This window comes from Salinimonas chungwhensis DSM 16280 (genome assembly GCF_000378185.1).
In the GTDB taxonomy this organism is placed as follows: domain Bacteria; phylum Pseudomonadota; class Gammaproteobacteria; order Enterobacterales; family Alteromonadaceae; genus Alteromonas; species Alteromonas chungwhensis.
In genome coordinates, this window is sequence record NZ_KB899379.1 from 86,906 (window position 1) to 104,899 (window position 17,994).

Annotated in this window: 14 protein-coding genes; 5 read left to right on the forward strand and 9 right to left on the reverse strand. The window is 49.0% G+C overall.

All coding sequences use genetic code 11. The annotated features are described in order from the left end of the window. Positions 1–17: 17 nt before the first annotated feature. Genes F458_RS0108735 through F458_RS0108750 form a run of 4 tightly spaced genes read right to left on the reverse strand, consistent with a single transcriptional unit; the run spans position 18 to position 4,566 of the window. On the reverse strand, positions 18–1,058 hold the full coding sequence (locus tag F458_RS0108735) for a DUF4340 domain-containing protein (RefSeq protein ID WP_018983024.1): 1,041 nt from the start codon (positions 1,056–1,058) through the stop codon (positions 18–20). Positions 1,059–1,061: 3 nt separating this feature from the next. Next, a complete protein-coding gene (locus F458_RS0108740; protein WP_018983025.1) occupies positions 1,062–2,906 on the reverse strand; it encodes a GldG family protein in 1,845 nt (614 codons plus the stop codon). 4 nt (positions 2,907–2,910) lie between these two features. Continuing rightward, positions 2,911–3,645: an ABC transporter permease subunit gene (locus tag F458_RS0108745; protein ID WP_018983026.1), complete on the reverse strand. Its 735-nt coding sequence runs from the start codon at positions 3,643–3,645 to the stop codon at positions 2,911–2,913. Between the two features lie 9 nt (positions 3,646–3,654). Continuing rightward, a complete protein-coding gene (locus F458_RS0108750) occupies positions 3,655–4,566 on the reverse strand; it encodes an ABC transporter ATP-binding protein (RefSeq protein ID WP_018983027.1) in 912 nt (303 codons plus the stop codon). A gap of 257 nt (positions 4,567–4,823) precedes the next feature. Here F458_RS0108750 and tsaA point away from each other — a divergent pair, with 257 nt between their 5' ends. The 4 genes from tsaA (at position 4,824) to F458_RS0108770 (ending at position 9,170) form a co-directional block, all read left to right on the forward strand. After that, a complete protein-coding gene (gene tsaA / locus F458_RS0108755; RefSeq protein WP_018983028.1) occupies positions 4,824–5,528 on the forward strand; it encodes a tRNA (N6-threonylcarbamoyladenosine(37)-N6)-methyltransferase TrmO in 705 nt (234 codons plus the stop codon). 91 nt (positions 5,529–5,619) lie between these two features. Further along, complete coding sequence (locus F458_RS0108760) at positions 5,620–7,326, forward strand: proline--tRNA ligase (RefSeq protein ID WP_018983029.1); 1,707 nt, start codon at positions 5,620–5,622, stop codon at positions 7,324–7,326. Positions 7,327–7,388: 62 nt separating this feature from the next. Continuing rightward, on the forward strand, positions 7,389–8,228 hold the full coding sequence (locus F458_RS0108765) for an MBL fold metallo-hydrolase (protein WP_018983030.1): 840 nt from the start codon (positions 7,389–7,391) through the stop codon (positions 8,226–8,228). 18 nt (positions 8,229–8,246) lie between these two features. Further along, positions 8,247–9,170, forward strand: coding sequence for a phospholipase A (locus F458_RS0108770; protein ID WP_018983031.1), 924 nt, complete (start codon positions 8,247–8,249; stop codon positions 9,168–9,170). A 10-nt stretch (positions 9,171–9,180) separates the two neighbouring features. Here the strand turns inward: F458_RS0108770 and F458_RS0108775 are convergent, their stop codons facing one another. The 5 genes from F458_RS0108775 to guaB all read right to left on the reverse strand — a co-directional run bounded on the left by F458_RS0108775 (position 9,181) and on the right by guaB (position 16,169). Next, on the reverse strand, positions 9,181–10,089 hold the full coding sequence (locus F458_RS0108775; protein ID WP_018983032.1) for a histone deacetylase family protein: 909 nt from the start codon (positions 10,087–10,089) through the stop codon (positions 9,181–9,183). 50 nt (positions 10,090–10,139) lie between these two features. Next, positions 10,140–11,759, reverse strand: a complete 1,620-nt coding sequence (locus tag F458_RS0108780) for a methyl-accepting chemotaxis protein (RefSeq protein WP_018983033.1) — start codon at positions 11,757–11,759, stop codon at positions 10,140–10,142. A 138-nt stretch (positions 11,760–11,897) separates the two neighbouring features. Continuing rightward, positions 11,898–12,926 (reverse strand): zinc-binding alcohol dehydrogenase family protein, encoded by a 1,029-nt coding sequence (locus F458_RS0108785; RefSeq protein ID WP_018983034.1) that lies wholly within the window; start codon positions 12,924–12,926, stop codon positions 11,898–11,900. Positions 12,927–13,056: 130 nt separating this feature from the next. Further along, the gene (gene guaA, locus F458_RS0108790; RefSeq protein ID WP_018983035.1) at positions 13,057–14,634 is read right to left on the reverse strand and encodes a glutamine-hydrolyzing GMP synthase; all 1,578 of its coding nucleotides are present in this window, start codon (positions 14,632–14,634) and stop codon (positions 13,057–13,059) included. A gap of 65 nt (positions 14,635–14,699) precedes the next feature. After that, on the reverse strand, positions 14,700–16,169 hold the full coding sequence (gene guaB / locus F458_RS0108795; protein WP_018983036.1) for an IMP dehydrogenase: 1,470 nt from the start codon (positions 16,167–16,169) through the stop codon (positions 14,700–14,702). 102 nt (positions 16,170–16,271) lie between these two features. Here guaB and xseA point away from each other — a divergent pair, with 102 nt between their 5' ends. Beyond that, positions 16,272–17,624: an exodeoxyribonuclease VII large subunit gene (gene xseA / locus F458_RS0108800; protein WP_018983037.1), complete on the forward strand. Its 1,353-nt coding sequence runs from the start codon at positions 16,272–16,274 to the stop codon at positions 17,622–17,624. Positions 17,625–17,994: the final 370 nt, after the last annotated feature.

Sequence of the window (17,994 nt, forward strand, 5' to 3'; positions counted from 1 at the left end):
TGCGCGGCGCTCAGTGCCTAGCTTGCGTTATCACCGGCAATAATCGACTTTTCAGATAATAAGAATGCGCGCCCCTGATAGCCTGAGACCGTAAACACCCAGTCACTTACCCTCGAAGGGCTATCGGGCATTTCAAAATGAATATAATACTGACCAAGTTCGTTGGACTGACTTATTTCAACCAAAACACGGGTGTTATCATTTAATGTCATATCCACTTTGCCCGCCAGTTCATTGGCTTCCCATGCTGCCTGAGAAAACGGGGTTGCCTGCAAGTAGGTAAATGCAAATATATCGTCAATGGCCTGGCTCAGTACACCAGGGTAGTTAAGATCGTTGTCGTTCACAGGTGTAACCTGCTCATCATTAATTATGCCTGCCTGCCACGCTCGCTGATTATCAGCTGCTGGCTCGGCAGTACCGGCGGTTTCGGTTCGGCTGATTAACAGCTCTGGCTTTTCCGCTTGCCAGAAGCGTATGCTGGATAGTTCTTCTGTACTGACTGACAAGATATCAGGCTTAAGCCACTCTGCTGCGGATAGTGGCACAGTGAGCACTTTATCAATGAGGTAACTGACCGGCGCCTCTGGCTGTCGGACAAACTGGCCGTGACGGCGCGTTGAAGTATTGCCTAAAATAACTTGCCACTGACGATCGCCGTCTTCAAGGGTCAGCAGCATTGACTCAGCCGCATCAGCTTCCAACCCTTCTACACCCAGCCTGGAATACAGCGCTGGATTATCGGTTTTCTTCTCCACCACCGAGGCATGCGCTATGCGACGAATCAGGGTAGACAACGCTTTTGTATCCACCGGAAAGCTCAGCGAATCGTCCAGGTGTACTGCACGCCACTGGCCTTCTTGTCGCCTCGCTTCAAACACCACGTTGGTGGCATTTTCAATTTTGACGTACTCAATAGCATCACTGTTTTGCGGTAAGCCCTCAAGCAGGGTTGAGGCAGGAGAAACAGTCGCATTCTGCTCATTGCTGGACAAATACCAGGCGGCTGCCGTCGAAGCAGCAACCAGCACGCTGAGTAAAACAACGCGTAAATTCATTTTTCAGTTCCTGTTGAACCTGGTTCCTGCTCGTTTACGCAGTAACAGGGTTAGTAAATACAAGGTCATAACCAACACCAGTGGGGCCGCCGCTATATTGACAAATTTCAGCCAGTTGCCCAGTTTATCGATATCACTGCGTAGCTCATACTGTACATCCCGTAACGCTTTTCGAATAACCACCCGCTTTTCCACAAAAGCGTCAATTGCACGTTGCTGCTCATCGGTAAGCACCACAGAGGTGCCCTGCCCTTGTTGATTCTGTAGCCGCGCAAGCTGCAATTCTGTCTGGGCCAGTTCATCGCGCAGTTTCTGTTCATGCTCACGGTATTTTTTTTGCGCTTTCTCCTCCAACGCTTCCACTCGAGAAAACGGCCGGGCAAACTGGCCCCGGCTGCGCACATCGATTAATGCATTACTACCGGAGAGGTTTTCTGCCGCGTTAATAATAAAGTCGCCGTTATTGGCAAATGGCGTATAGAGAACCTCACCAAAAAACTGATTTTGCTGCACCCAAAAGCGATCCGCGAGCATATCAGCATCTGCCACCACCAGCACATTTAAATCATCGGTGGTGGCCCGAAAATTTGCTTTATCTGCTGGTGAAACAGGCTGACCAAATGCAGAAATCGTGGTGCCGGAAATATGCGCGGCCAGCACACGGGTCTCTCCGGTTACGCCTAATTGTTGTTGTAAGTCTTCCGGCCCGGGGTGATTAAGATAATACTGAGCATCGACAATGAAACTATCACTGGTCGTAGCCAGTAACGTGTCCATGTCCAGCGTGGAAGACGGCAGCAAGGAAAGATGGCCGGCTGATGCCAGGTTAACTGATTCCAGGTTGGCGGTAATGACATCATCACGATTAATCTGTCCTGTCCCCAGCCCAAGATAGCCAGGGTGACTAATGATATCACCCGTAGCACTTTGTATTTCCAGGCCTAGAGTACCGTCAAGCACAATGTCCCGGGCAGGAATTGCAATTCCCCACGCTTCTAACAACGACATATCGGAGCGGTTAGGCTGCTGGTTTCCCATCATGCTAAGCATATCAGATTCGTAATGCGGGTCGGCAAATACAATCACCTGCCCCTGGCCCATCGCGTACTGATCGACCGCATATTTTAGCGTTTCGCTCATAGCCGGTGGATGGGCCAGCATGACTACCGTGGTATCTTCTGGCAACTCAGTGGCGTCAGGCGCCACCAGATGAACGTCGAACAACTGTTTCAGTTGCTCGTAAAATACCATGGGTGACTGGGGCTGACCGGTAACAGGATTTTGCCCCCCCTGCACTGGTAAATCTGTGATAAGCGCCAGTTTGGGCGAATTACCGATTGTCAGCTGATGTAAAAGCTTACTGATATCGTACTCCAGAAAGCGGGCTTTTTGGGGATCGAAAAAGCCAATGGTAACCTGATCATCTAAGGTATTGGTGCCCGCGAGGCCAAAATAAATGGTCTCATTTGCATTGCCCAGCGCAGCACCGGTAAGACCTAAGCGCGCGGCACTGTCCTCTGCTTCAGAAAATGGTTCAGGATCGATGATTTTCAGCTTAATGTTACCGTTGGCTGCCTGCTCATACTCACGCAACAGACTTTTTACGCGATCTGCATAGTTGCGCAACGATGTCATGCCTTTTGTGGCGTCATCAGAAAAGAAAAAATGCAACGTCAGCGGCTCTTCAATTTGATCAATGATTTGATGACTCCCCTGGGACAACGTAAAGACTTTATCTTCAGTTAAATCCACCCGCATACCATCAAACAACTGATTATTAATAACCACCAGAGCAATAAAAAGTGCGCCAAGTAGGCCAAGCGTATAAATAGCGGTAAGCTTTTTCATATCCCTACACCGCCTTTTTCTGTTCTATAACAGTCAGGCCTGCATACAACCAGACCGCCGTCACCAATAAAAAGAAAAGAATATCGTTTAGCGCCAGCACGCCTGCGGCCATCGCTTCAAAATGCGTAAGAAAACTAAAGGAAGCGACGGTATCAAGTACGCCGGGTGCGGCCCATTTTTCAAACGCGTTGAGCACAATTCCCGACCCACTGACTACAAATAAAAAGCACACCAGAATGGCCAGAATAAATGCGATAACCTGATTTTTAGTCAGCGCGGACATGCACATGCTTATCGCCAAAAAAGCACCTGACATCAACCAGCTGCCGGTGTAAGCCGCCAGAATAATGCCGTTGTCCGGTTGGCCCAGATAATTGAGAGTTACCCACACAGGAAAAGTCAAAAGCAATGCTAACAGCAACACCGCCCAGGCAGCGATGAATTTGCCTGCAATGGCCTGCGTTGCTGTAATTGGTAAAGTCATAAGCAGCTCAATGGTGCCCGAACGACGCTCTTCAGACCAGCTGCGCATGGCAATGGCAGGAACCAGAAACAAATACAACCAGGGGTGGTAATTAAAAAACGGCAATAAATCGGCCTGACCGCGCTCGTAAAAATCACCGACAAAAAATGTAAAAATTCCGCTGAGTATTAAGAATATAGCAATAAATACGTAAGCTATCGGTGTTGCAAAAAAAGCTGCAAACTCACGACGAGCGATAAAAAATGTGGTTTTCACTCTCTCCCCTTAAGAAGTAATTTGCATGAAGACGTCCTCAAGCCGCCCCTGGTCGACGTGAAGCCTGTCTACTGGTAACTTATAATGATGAATGTATTCGGTTACCGGGCCCAGAATAAACTGCCCGGTCGCCGGAAACAGAGTAACTTCGCCAGTTTTTTTATCAACATGCATGTCATCGACGCCCTCTATTTCCAGCAAACCAGTTATATCAGCCGCGTAACTCAGTTTGAGCGTAACGGCCTGGTAATAACGGGATTGCTGCTGCAACTGAAGCGGCGTTCCATCAAATTTTTTAACGCCGTCTGCAATAATCATAGCGCGATTACACACCGCACTGACTTCTTCCAGGATATGCGTCGAGATAATAACCAGTTTATCTTTGGATAAGCTGGTTATTAGGTTTCTGACATGCTGCTTTTGGTTGGGATCAAGCCCATCTGTGGGCTCATCAAGAATCAGGATTTGCGGATTATGGATGATCGCCTGTGCCAGGCCAACCCGGCGCTTAAAACCTTTTGATAGGGTTTCAATAGACTGATCTAATACATCATAAAGCTCAAGCTGCTCGATAACCTGCGTTAACCCGGCCATTTTTTCTTTCTTAGCCATCCCACGGACATCAGCAATAAAATGTAAAAACTGATATACCGTCATTTCTTCGTAGGCCGGCGCGCCCTCAGGTAGATAACCGATTTGTTTTTGCAAGCGGGTTGTATGTTTATTCACCCGGCGCCCATCAATGCGCACGTACCCTGAGGTTGGTGTTAAAAAGCCAGTGAGCATTTTCATGGTGGTCGATTTGCCAGCGCCGTTAGGGCCGAGAAACCCGACAATATCGCCTGGATTAACATCAAATGACAAATCGTTTACAGCAACAAAGCTGCCAAACGATTTAGAGAGATTTTTCACTGAAATCATGGTTATCCTGCTACCAACGCGATTACGGTTCCAACAAAGCGGCGCTCTATTAATAATGCTTAAATGTAAAAAATCAATCCTAGCATTTTATCCACGTGGTTTAACAGGCGGGCTGAGACAGCCGGCACTGGCATGCGTTTATCGCGCAGAATAGCCGCTATCCCTGATAACGTATGTCTGAAAGATTGGCAGATCCAAGGCTATAACGTATTGTATGCTGATAAGAAAACGAATGACACTAATTGATAAACCAAACAATGAAGACTGGTTACCCACTATCCGCGATTGCTACTATCACCACTCCATATAAGCAGAAGTTTGCGATTCCCCGTCAGCCGAATCTGGCGGAGGCGAATGGGCAAATTCACTTCATCGACGGATTCGATAACCCGCTGATGCTTAAGGGGCTGGAAAAATACAGTCATTTGTGGCTCTTGTTTATCTTTCATGAAACGCTGGATCGTGGTTGGAAACCGGCGGTGAAAGCCCCGCGTCTTGGCGGCAATAGCACGCTGGGCGTTTTTGCCTCGCGCAGTACTCATCGTCCTAACGGTATCGGTATGTCTGTGGTAAAAAATGCCGGCGCGGCAATAAATAATGGTCATCTGCAACTTAATGTATCCGGTGTAGATTTACTGGACCAGACTCCGATTATCGATATCAAACCATATATCGGCTATGCCGACAGCCATCCCGATGCAATAGATGGACTGGCTGAATTGGCGCCAATCCCGTCACGTCAGGTTAATTTCACTGCAACTGCTCAGGCACAACTTCACCAGGTGTCGCAACGCTTTGCGGATATCGAGGCGCTGATCATAGCGGTACTTCGTCAGGATCCCCGCCCGGCATATCGTCAAAGCCAAGAAACGGATCCAAAAATATATAAGGTGAAGCTATACGATGTGGACGTGGCCTGGCGGGTGATCAATGGAGAGGTTCAGGTCCTGGAACTGCTTTAAACCTGGTCACTTCAGAATTTTCTTTTTTGCTTATTTCTATACTGCTAAACTACCCGCGATTAGAAATTCTCAAAGGATGAAATGCTGCACAATGCGCACAAGCCAATACCTGCTTTCCACACAAAAAGAAACACCGGCCGAAGCCGAAGTCATTAGTCACCAGCTTATGCTCAGAGCGGGCATGATAAGAAAGCTTGCTTCAGGACTCTATACTTGGCTGCCGTCTGGTTTAAAGGTATTGAATAAAGTTGCCAATATTGTGCGCGAGGAAATGGACAAGGCCGGCGGCGTTGAAATTTTGATGCCTGTGGTACAACCTGCCGATCTGTGGGAAGAGTCCGGCCGATGGGATGAATATGGCCCTGAACTACTGCGCGTAAAAGACCGCCATGAGCGGGACTTTGTGCTTGGCCCTACCCATGAAGAAGTTATTACCGCGCTGGTTCGTAATGAGATTAATAGCTATAAGCAGCTACCCGTTAATCTTTATCAGATTCAGACAAAATTTCGCGATGAAGTACGCCCCCGGTTTGGCATAATGCGAGGCCGCGAATTTACTATGAAGGATGCCTACAGCTTCCATCTTGACGATGCCAGCCTGGCAGAGACCTACGAGAAGATGTACCAGGCATACTGTAATATATTCACCCGGCTGGGTCTGGATTTTCGCGCTGTTATCGCCGACTCCGGCGCAATAGGCGGTAGTGTTTCTCACGAGTTTCATGTACTGGCCGCCTCCGGTGAAGATGCTATCGCGTTTTCCAGTGAATCTGACTATGCCGCAAACGTTGAGCTGGCACCGGCGGCTAAACCGCAAGCCTCCCAGACACCCTCCGGACAGACCGGTGAAACACTCAATGCAACCGGGGCTACCACCGAGGAACTGGCTCAGGCTGTCAACGTTGAATTGGATCAGATGGTCAGGGTTGAGCTGGTCAAGGCTGCCACGGATGAAGAGTCCGACGCAGACCATTGGGTCGCATTAGTGCTGCGGGCCGATCATTCTCTCAACGCTGTTAAAACAGAAAAGCTCTCTGACGTTGCCTTACCACTGGTTAAGGCCAGTGCGGAAAAAGCCAAAGCGGTATTAGGCTGCGAATTACGGTTTGCTGATGCCACCGCCCTTCCCGTCCCCACCATCGTGGATTACAGCGCAGCCGTCATGGCCGACTTTGTGACCGGCGCCGGTACTGCTGATACGCTCAAAACACAGGCTAACTGGGCCAATACCCCAGAGCAGGCAGACATTCGCAATGTTGTTGCAGGTGATCCCTCACCGGATGGCAAAGGCGTGTTGGACATCAAACGCGGCATCGAAGTCGGGCACATTTTTCAGCTGGGCGATAAATATTCTAAAGCGATGAATTGTGGTGTACTAAGCGAATCAGGTAAGCATCAGCTATTGACCATGGGCTGCTATGGTATCGGTGTTTCGCGTATTGTAGCCGCCGCTATCGAGCAAAACCATGATAAGTTCGGCGTGATCTGGCCGGATTCAATTGCACCATTTAAAGTGGCCCTCATCCCAATGAATATGCACAAATCTCAGCGGATTAAAGAAACCGCTGAAGCGCTGTATGAAAAATTGACGGCCATGGGCGTAGACGTTTTGTTCGATGATCGCAAAGAGCGACCAGGTGTTATGTTCAATGATATGGAACTCATTGGTATACCTCACAGTATTGTGATTGGCGAACGAAACCTGGACAATCAACAAATAGAGTATAAGCATCGCCGTACTGGTGAAAAACAATTACTGGATATTGATGCAGCTGCCGATTTCCTAGTTGCTCTGTAAAGCCCAGGCCAGATAATCGCGATAAAACCACCCGCTGTTAAGCAGCGCAAGCAGGAGGATACATGCAGGTAACTTTTTATGGTGTGCGCGGGTCGATTCCCACACCAGGAAAAGATTTCGTGCGCTATGGCGGGAATACAGCCTGCGTGCATGTTGCGCTGCAAGACGGTACCGACATTGTTCTTGATGCTGGTACCGGTATCCGCCAACTGGGTAACCAACTGATTGGCAAGTCCTCACCGGTGCACCTGCTGCTTACCCATAACCATTGGGATCACATTCAGGGGTTTCCATTCTTCGCGCCCATTTACCAACCAGAGCGCGAGATTATTATCACCCCCGGTCAGACGTCATTACCTGAACATGATCAGATCTTGCGTCAGATGCAAGGCTCGGTGTTTCCGGTCCCTTCCAGCGCGCTCAAATCCAATATTACCTTTAATGTATTGCCTGATACTACTGAGTCGTGGCAACTCGGTGACGCCATGCTGAGTCGCCTGCCAATGAATCATCCGGGCAAAGGCAGCGCCTATTCAATCACTGCCGATGGCGCGAAAGTAGTGTATATGACGGATAACGAGCTTTATCCGCCGTATAAAAAGGATACCGACTTTTTGTCTTTTGTAGAGTTTGCCCGGGATGCGGATCTGATAATTCACGATGCCCAGTATATGTTGTCCGATATGCCCGGTAAATCTGGCTGGGGTCACTCTGTAGCTGAAGAGGCAGTGAAGCTGGCTATGGCCTGCAATGCCAAGTCTGTAGCGCTATACAGCCACGATCCCGAGAGAACTGATGATGACATTGATGCTGTAGTCGCCCATTGTCAGACGTATATTGAAGCCGCTGAGTCATCGGTGAACCTGTTGGCTTCAGCAGAAGGACTGCAACTTTCACTGTAACCACTCAGGACCATCATTGTGCATAAACCAGCCTGTTTTTTTGCCCTTTTTATTAGCCTTCTCCCGGTTTTTGTTGCACACGCCCAGCAACAAACAACTGCCACTACAGATGAAATTGAGCGCGCTAAAGAAGGCCCCAGCATGTTAAGCACACGGCTGAAGGCGGATCGCAAAGCACTCAATCAGCGTTTTGTTATAACCCAATATCATCCCAACTTTGTGATGCCGTTCACCTATGTTACTAATCCCAATTCATTGGGAAATGAAGAACTTACTGAGGAAAATGTCGACAACAATGAAGCCAAGTTTCAGGTCAGTGTAAAGCTCCCGATTTATATGCAGGAAGATACAGTGGATGGTATGTACCTTGGCTTTACCCTGACCTCGTTTTGGCAACTGTATAACAGCGAGGTGTCTAAGCCATTTCGTGAGACCAATTATGAACCTGAAATTTTTTACCAGCAGGAAGCTGACATTACTTTCTTAGGTTATGATTTCAATGCCTTTCAGGTTGGTTTTAATCATATGTCTAACGGTCAAAGCGGGCTGCGTTCACGAAGCTGGAACCGTATTTACGCCACCATGCTGTTTTCCGACTATGACGATATTTACTACCTGAAAACCTGGTATCGTATTCCGGAGGATGAGAAGGACGGGCCGCTCGACCCCTCTGGCGACGACAACCCGAATATCCAGGATTATTATGGCCGTGTTGAACTGGGTTATGGTACTCAGTTTGGTAATTTTAAAATGATGGCCCGGCTGCGCAATAATCTGGATTTTGGCACTAATCGGGGCAGCATTGAGCTTAATCTTACCTATCCTCTCACCGATCGCTATGAGCTGTTAGTGCAGTATTTTAATGGCTACGGTGACTCGCTTATTGATTATGACCGCTCCCAGGAGCGTATCGGCATTGGCTTTCAGCTGATGTTCCTGTGAGCATAATTTGTCAGGATATCACCCCGGCAGCGGTATACAGTTGTAAGTGCACATCAACCAGCGCGGCAATATCTCGCTGATAGCCCCCGCCAATTACTGCCGCGACAGGTAATCCTTTACTTTGACAAAGTTCAAATACCATCTGGTCTCGGGCCAGTACGCCGGCGGTAGAAATATCCAACAGCCCTAAATCGTCATTTACGTGTACATCAACGCCAGCGTCATAGATGATCGCATCGGGATTAAAACAGCGAAATGCCACGGTCAGCGCTTCCTCCAGCGTACTCAAATATTCATCATCCTTGCAATGTTTTGGTAATCCGATATCCAGATCGGAGATTTGCTTGCGGTAGGGAAAGTTTTTCTCTCCATGCATAGAGAGCGTAAAGATTGATGTATCGTCTTGAGCCAGTGCTGCGGTGCCATCCCCCTGGTGCACATCACAGTCAATAATCAGTACATTGTCTATGTGACGAGATTGCTGCATCTTGCGTGCGGCGATGTATAAATCATTGAACAGACAAAAACCGGAACCAAAATCAAAAAAAGCATGGTGATAGCCCCCAGTGAGATTCAGCGCAACACCATGTTCCAGAGCCTGCCTCGCCGTTTCACAAGTGCCCCCAACCGCTCGCAGCGTACGAGTGATAAGTTGCTCAGACCAGGGAAAACCTATTCTGCGCATCGCTTTGGGGTCCAGTGTGCCATTAGCAAGAGCCTGGACATATTCAGGGCTAAAAAAGTGGCTTAACTCCCTGGGCGTTACCGACTGTGGGATGATGAAGCGACTATCGGAAATGCCACGCTCACGCAGCGCATCGTATATACCCTGGTATTTTTCGATGGGGAAACGATGTCTGACAGGAAGTGATAGCTGACTGTAAACAGGATGAAAAACAAGCGGGATAGTGGCAGCCAAACCGTCTCCATAGACTCTATGTTATTGACCACCACGATGACACTATCTGCCTAGCGGGTCAACGCTGCCACCACGTTTTCCAGATTGCGGGACATCGACTGCATGGAACCAGATATATCGTTACGTTGTGATAACGCCTGGTACCGCTGGGATGAATGCACGACCTGCGCAATAACCTGCTCAACGTCAGTTAGCACCCTTTCCTGTTCATCCGCCGCTCGATTCAACTCATCCACCACACTGGCCGTCTGCTGTATATGGACTACGACCTGATTAAGCGTGTTAAGCGCCTTACTGGATTCTGCGGCATTGGATTCTGACAGTTGTTTGCCTTGCGCCATAACATTTACAGCCTTATGCGACTCTTCTTCAAACGCGGTAAGAATGTCATTGATCTCCCGAGTCGACTGCTGCGTCTTGGCGGCCAGCGCCCTGACTTCGTCAGCCACCACCGCAAAGCCTCTGCCATGTTCACCTGCTCGCGCAGCTTCAATTGCAGCGTTAAGCGCCAGCAGGTTGGTCTGGTCTGCTATTTCATTAATGACGTTAACGACCTTAAGTATGTTAGCGCTGCGGCTTTGTAACTGATTGACCGCTACCGCAGAATCACTGACGGTGGTGGCAAGTTGGTGAAAGCCGTCATTGGCTTTTTCAAAGATACTGTAACATTCAGCGACATGGTGCTGAGAATCTTCAGTGGCCACCGCAACCTGGTTAGTGATAGTCGCCAGACTTTGCACAATAGTGCGCAATTTATCTGTACTGCCCTCCAGTGATTGACTTGCATTTTGCTGATCATCGGCGCCCTGCTTTATACCTTCACTAACATCAGTGAGGGTCAGCATTGCCGTGGCCATCTGACTTTCAGCCTGCTGCAATGTAGCCACTGATGAGGTTAGTTTATGCTGAAGTGACCGGGCAGAGTCAGCCAGCACACCCAGCTCATGTTTACTGGTGTAAGTAAGTTCATGATTGTAGTTGCTGCTGGCCAGCGCGGATAAGCACCGCGCGATTTGTCTGACAGGGTTGATAACCTGTTTTCGCAGCCGATAGATTACGTACAGCATGCACACCAGACTTAAAATGATGGCGCCTGTAAGAATCATCCATAGTGTTTGCGTTGTACTAGCTTTTAAGCGGCTAAAAGCACTTTTCGACTGGCTGGCGATATCGTCCGCCACGGTGGCTAGCAGCTGAGCAGGCTTGCGATCGATCCCGCGGACTGAGCGATCTCCTATCTGGGCATCGTATCCGGCATCAATAAATGTCTGGTAGCCGCGCCGGTATTGCTCAGCCATTTGGGCGTGGGCGGTCAAAAACTGTTGTATATGGCGTTTCGCTTGCACACTGACGGCACTGTTTTGCTGTAATTCCGTAAGGATTTTCGTGATTTGCGCCTCACGCTCCATGAATCTGCCCCAGTACTTCTCACGATCCTCGCGCTTCGCACCGCGCAGTAAAACATTCTTCCATTCCTGAACCTGTGTCTTAAACGCTGCTAGTGCAGTATTAACCTGCCGTTCAGACGCAACCAGGGTGTTATCCAGGCGCTCAAAATGGTTCAGCAATGAAAACGACTTAAAAATCGATGCGGCATTTAGCAATACCAGCACTAGCAGAGCTAACAGAACCGGTGTCATAACCAGACGACTTATACTGGTATATCGCACAACACTTCCCTACAAACAAATTGCGAGGCCGATATTAGATACTATTTTTATGTCACTTTTTTTACAGTATTGAATTTATAAGCCCACACTCTGCTGGACAATAAAAACCGAAACAGCTGTCAGTTGTTTAGCCGCTATTTAGCCGCGCGCCTGCTCGAAACCTTCAAGAACCAGCTTTCCGCACGCTTTATTGGACTCTAAAATCGTGTGAGCCTGAATCAGGTTAGCCACATTGACCGGACCAAGATGCTGGCCCAGGGTGGTTTTAAGTGTTTTATTATCCAACAGCTCAGCCACACGGTTTAAAATACGATGCTGCTCGACCATATCCTCGGTGTTAAACAATGACCGGGTGTACATAAACTCCCAGTGCAGTGAAATGCTTTTTTTCTTTAACGCTGTAACGTCCAGACTCTCCGGATCATCAATCAAGCCCAGCTTTCCCTGCGGCTTCAACATTTCGACCAGTGAATCTAAGTGACTATCTGTGTGCGTCAGACTGGCAACTGCATCCACCTGATTGATGCCAATTTCTTCAAGTTGCTGAGGCAGTGACTGATGGTGATTAATCACATGATGCGCGCCCATCTCTTTTGCCCATGCGATAGTCTGAGGACGTGAGGCCGTGCTGACTATGGTTAATTCAGTCAGCTGACGGGCCAACTGTGTCAGGATAGAGCCAACCCCACCAGCACCGCCGATAATCAACAGGACCTGGTCTTTACCACTTGCATCAGCCGGCAACTGTAAACGTGAAAACAGCAGTTCCCAGGCGGTCAATGCCGTTAACGGCATGGCAGCAGCTTCTGCATCGGACAATTTTGCCGGAGCGGTTCCCACAATACGTTCGTCCACCAGTTGGAATTCCGCGTTGGTGCCAGGGCGGGAAATGTCACCTGCATAAAATACGCGGTCACCAGGTTTGAAATATTCGCAATGCTCACCAACCGCTTCAACAATCCCGACAGCATCCCAGCCCAGTATTTTAAACTCGTCGGCGTCAGGCTCAGCAGTACGACGAATTTTAGTATCCACCGGATTGACAGAAATGGCAGAGATTTTAACCAGCAGATCGCGGCCAGCCGGTGCTGGTTTAGCGATATTGACCAGCGAAAGTGCTTCGTCATGTAAATCAGGTGAAGCCTGTTTGTAGCCTATTGCCAGCATGCTATTCTCCTTTTTGGGTCGTTTAAACCGTAATGTCATTATCGATATATCTGCTTACATATCCGGTTTCTACGCAACTACGGCAAGATAGTTTGCACAAAAAAAGCGCCTTCAATTCAGGCGCTTTTTGCTATTCCCACTCTATAGTGGCCGGTGGTTTGCCGGATACATCATAAACCACCCGGGAGATCCCATCGATCTCGTTGATGATGCGATTGGAAACCCGTCCCAAAAAGTCGTAGGGTAAGTGAGCCCAGTGAGCGGTCATGAAGTCGATAGTTTCCACTGCGCGCAATGACACCACCCAGTCATACTTTCGGGCATCGCCCATTACACCTACCGAGCGAACGGGTAAAAATACAGTAAATGCCTGGCTTACTTTGTGATAAAGATCAGCGGTATGCAGCTCTTCAATAAAGATTGCGTCGGCCTTGCGCAGCAAATCACAGTATTCTTTTTTAACTTCACCCAATACGCGCACGCCCAGACCTGGCCCCGGGAAAGGGTGGCGATAAAGCATGTCGTACGGCAGACCAAGTTCAAGCCCGATCTTACGTACTTCATCTTTAAATAATTCGCGCAATGGCTCGACCAATCCCATTTTCATATCGTCCGGCAAACCACCCACATTGTGATGAGATTTAATTACATGGGCTTTGCCAGTTGCCGAGCCTGCTGATTCTATAACATCCGGGTAAATCGTCCCCTGGGCCAGCCACTTGGCATCTACCAGCTTACCGGCTTCTTCATCAAAGACACGAACAAACTCATTACCAATAACCTTACGTTTTGCTTCAGGATCATCAATGCCTTCCAGCGCATCTAAGAAACGGTCTTCAGCGTCCACCTTTATGATGTTAAGACCAAAATGATCACCGAACATATCCATGACCTGCTGTCCTTCATTAAGACGCAACAAGCCGTTATCAACAAATACGCAGGTAAGTTGTTCTCCTACCGCCTGATGCACCAGCATCGCCACTACCGAAGAGTCGACACCACCTGAGAGCCCAAGAATAACCCGGTCAGTGCCAACCTTCTCTTTTATACGGCGTACGGCATCATCGATAATCGCTTCAGCTGTCCATAGCTTCTCACATTTGCAAATATCCATAATGAAATGGGTGAGTAAGCGCATGCCCTGCCTGGTATGGGTTACCTCGGGATGAAACTGCACCCCATAAAACTGCTTTTCCTCATTGTACATCGCAGCATGCGGGCACGAAGGGGTATGGGCAGTGGTAATAAAGCCCGGTGGAACAGACTCGACTTTATCGCCATGGCTCATCCACACATCCATCAATGCATTACCATTGGCACCGATATGATCTTCGATTTTTTTGATCAATGGACAGGGTTTCAACACCTCTACCTGGGCGTAGCCAAATTCGCGCTTGTTGGAGCCGAAAACACTGCCACCCAGTTGCTCAGCCATCGTCTGCATACCGTAACATACGCCTAACACCGGCACGCCGGCATTAAACACATATTCTGGCGCCCGCGGTGAATCCAGTTCGGTGACCGACTCGGGGCCTCCTGAAAGGATGATCCCCTGCGGATTAAATTCACGAATCTGTTCTTCGGTAACGTCCCACGCCCAAAGCTCACAATAAACACCAATCTCCCGCACGCGGCGCGCTATAAGCTGAGTATACTGCGACCCGAAGTCCAGTATCAGAATACGTTGGTCATGAATATTTTTGCTCATACTGTTACCCGTAATAAAAATGAATCAGGCTGGTAAAACCAGCCTGAGAGATAGCGAGAGTATAGTTAGCCCAAACGGTAATTGGGCGCTTCTTTGGTAATGCTCACATCATGCACGTGAGACTCGCCCATTCCGGCTGCTGTAACTTTGACGAATTTAGCTTCGTTGCGCAGAATATCGATGGTTGCACAACCGGTTAATCCCATCGCAGAGCGCAAACCGCCCATTTGCTGATGAATGATATTGGCAATCGGTCCCTTATAAGCTACTCGCCCTTCTATGCCTTCTGGTACCAGTTTTTCAGCATTTGCAGGGTCCTGGAAGTAGCGATCTGATGAACCATTTTTTTGATTCATTGCGCCCAGCGAGCCCATTCCGCGATAGGATTTAAAATAGCGCCCCTGGTACAATTCTACTTCACCCGGCGCTTCTTCTGTACCGGCCAGCATGCTACCCACCATAACGCAGCTTGCACCTGCCGCCAGCGCTTTAGCCATATCGCCGGAAAAGCGAATGCCGCCATCAGCAATAACTGGGACGCCAGTGCCTTCCAGTGCATCCACAGCATCACTCACCGCACTAATTTGCGGCACGCCAACACCAGTTACAATGCGGGTGGTACAAATTGAGCCCGGGCCGATACCAACCTTAACAGCATCTACACCAGCATCTACCAGCGCCTTCGCGCCAGCTGCTGTAGCTACGTTGCCCGCAATGATTTGTAGATCTGGGTATCTGTCGCGAACCTGTTTGACCTGGTCGAGTACACCCTTCGAGTGGCCGTGAGAGGTATCAATCAACAACACATCCACACCGGCATCGACCAGCAGCGCTATCCGTTCATCGGTACCGGCACCTACACCAACCGCTGCGCCTACGCGCAAACGGCCTAACGAATCCTTACAGGCGTTGGGTTTACTTTCTGCCTTCTGGAAATCTTTTACGGTGATAAGACCCGTCAGCTTGAATGCATCATCCACAACCAGAATCTTTTCAATACGATGCTCATGCATCAATTCCAGCACCTGCTCAGAGCTTTCGCCCTCTTTCACTGTTACCAACTTTTCTTTACCAGTCATCACTTTGTGAACCGGCAGATCAAGGCGTTTTTCAAAGCGCATGTCACGGCCGGTAACCAGACCAATCAGGTTGTTCTGATCATCCACAACCGGAAAACCTGAATAGCCCAGCTCTTTGCTCAGAGCCAAAACTTCACCGAGTGGGGTATCTTTGCTCACCGTAACGGGGTCGGAGACGACACCACTTTCGTATTTTTTTACTTCACGAACATGGCGGGCCTGCTCTTCTGGCGGCATGCTTTTATGAATGAAGCCCATGCCACCTTCCTGGGCCAGGGCAATAGCCAGTGGTGCTTCGGTGACCGTATCCATGGCGGCTGAAATCATTGGGATATTCAGTGAAATATCACGCGTCAGTTTAGTCTGCAGATTGGCAGTATGGGGAAGGACTTCTGAGTGGCCGGGAACCAGCAACACATCATCGAAAGTCAGGGCTTCTTGAACGATTCGGAGCATGCAACAACACCTATTAGTCGAGGGTTAATTGCGGCGCAATTGTAGTGTTTTTTAAGTTTCAGGTAAACTGTATTTGCCATCAATCAACAAGAAATTTTATTCATGTTATTTACCACGCCCTCCACCAGCCGTCAGATTCTGACTGTGACCAAGCTCAATCGCCTTGCCAGGACCGTTCTGGAAGGGGAAGTGGGGATGGTCTGGCTCTCTGCTGAGGTATCAAACTTTGTCTGCGCCGCATCGGGTCATTGGTATTTCACTTTAAAAGATAACAAGGCGCAGGTCCGTGCCGCCATGTTTAAAAATACTAACCGTGCTATACGCCAGCGTCCCAAAGAAGGCGATAAAATCTTAGTCAGAGCCTCGGTAGGCTTATACGAGCCCCGGGGTGACTATCAACTTATTGTTGAACACCTTGAAAGCGACGGTGAAGGCCAGCTAAAGCAACAGTTTGAGGCGTTAAAACAAAAATTGCACAGCGAAGGTTTGTTCGACCCCGCAAAAAAACAGGCGTTACCCTCATACATCCAGCGAATTGGCATTGTCACATCATCGACGGGTGCTGCCCTGCATGACGTATTGACCGTACTGAAACGCCGCAGCCCCGCGACAGAAGTTATTGTCTATCCCAGTATGGTTCAGGGGGAGACAGCGAGCGCACAACTAATTGAAGCTCTCAATAAAGCCAATCAGCGAAATGAAACAGATGTCATCCTGCTTACCCGTGGAGGCGGTTCACTGGAGGATTTATGGTGTTTTAATGATGAAAAACTGGCTTACGCCATTGCCCAAAGTTCGCTTCCGGTGATCAGCGCGGTGGGACATGAAATCGATGTTACCATCGCCGACTTCGTGGCTGACCTTCGCGCTCCGACGCCTTCTGCTGGTGCTGAATTACTCAGTCAGGATGTTAAAGCGCAGCAAGAACGTATCGTTACGCTGTATAAAGCGCTGGTTCGCAATACGCACAATGTTTTGCAACAAGGCCGACACCGCTATCAGGCTGCCGTTCAGCAATTGCAGACGGTACACCCCTCGGTAAAACTACAAACCCAGTCACAGCATATCGATCGTTTACAACTACGCCTTAGTCATCAGATACAGACACGCTTAAGTCATGCTCAGCAGCGCCAGCAGCAAGCAATCAGTCGTCTGCAGCGACACGACCCACAACAACAGCTGGGCCGTTTGCAAGACCGTACTGTAAATCTGCAGCAGCGCTTAGCTGGTGCCATCTCAAAACAGCTAAGCGGTGATCGACAGCGCCTTACCAGTGCAGTGCAATTGCTGCAGTCTGTTAGCCCGCTGTCGACACTTGCCCGCGGCTACAGCATCACCTTTGACGATGACACGCCTATCACTTCAATTACATCTGTGGATCAGGGGCAGGCGATGACCACCCGGGTTGCAGATGGGGAAGTTTACAGTCAGGTGACCGGCAAGCGTAAGGTTTGATTGTTTGTGACGGGCGTTGGATAACGCAGTTGGATAACTCAGTTGGAAGTATTTCAACAGGTTGAGGCTCGATTAGGCAAAAGCTTAAATAACCTTGATGGCTAACTTACCTAGAGACAATTCTCAACTTTTCTCGCTTTTTCTATAAAGAGCAAGAGCTAAAAGCATCCAGCCCGCCTGTCACACTTGCATACGGTTTATCGGTAGCGGACTTTTTGACCATCGAGTTCTTGAAAAAGCAAAATCTTTGAAAAAAGATAGGGCCGCTTTTTACTGCCCTTCAGCTCAGGTTCAACGCTGAACAGAATAAGGGAAAGCAAGTCTCATCAGGGACGATGAGACAAGGGCAAACAGGGCCACGGATGGCCCT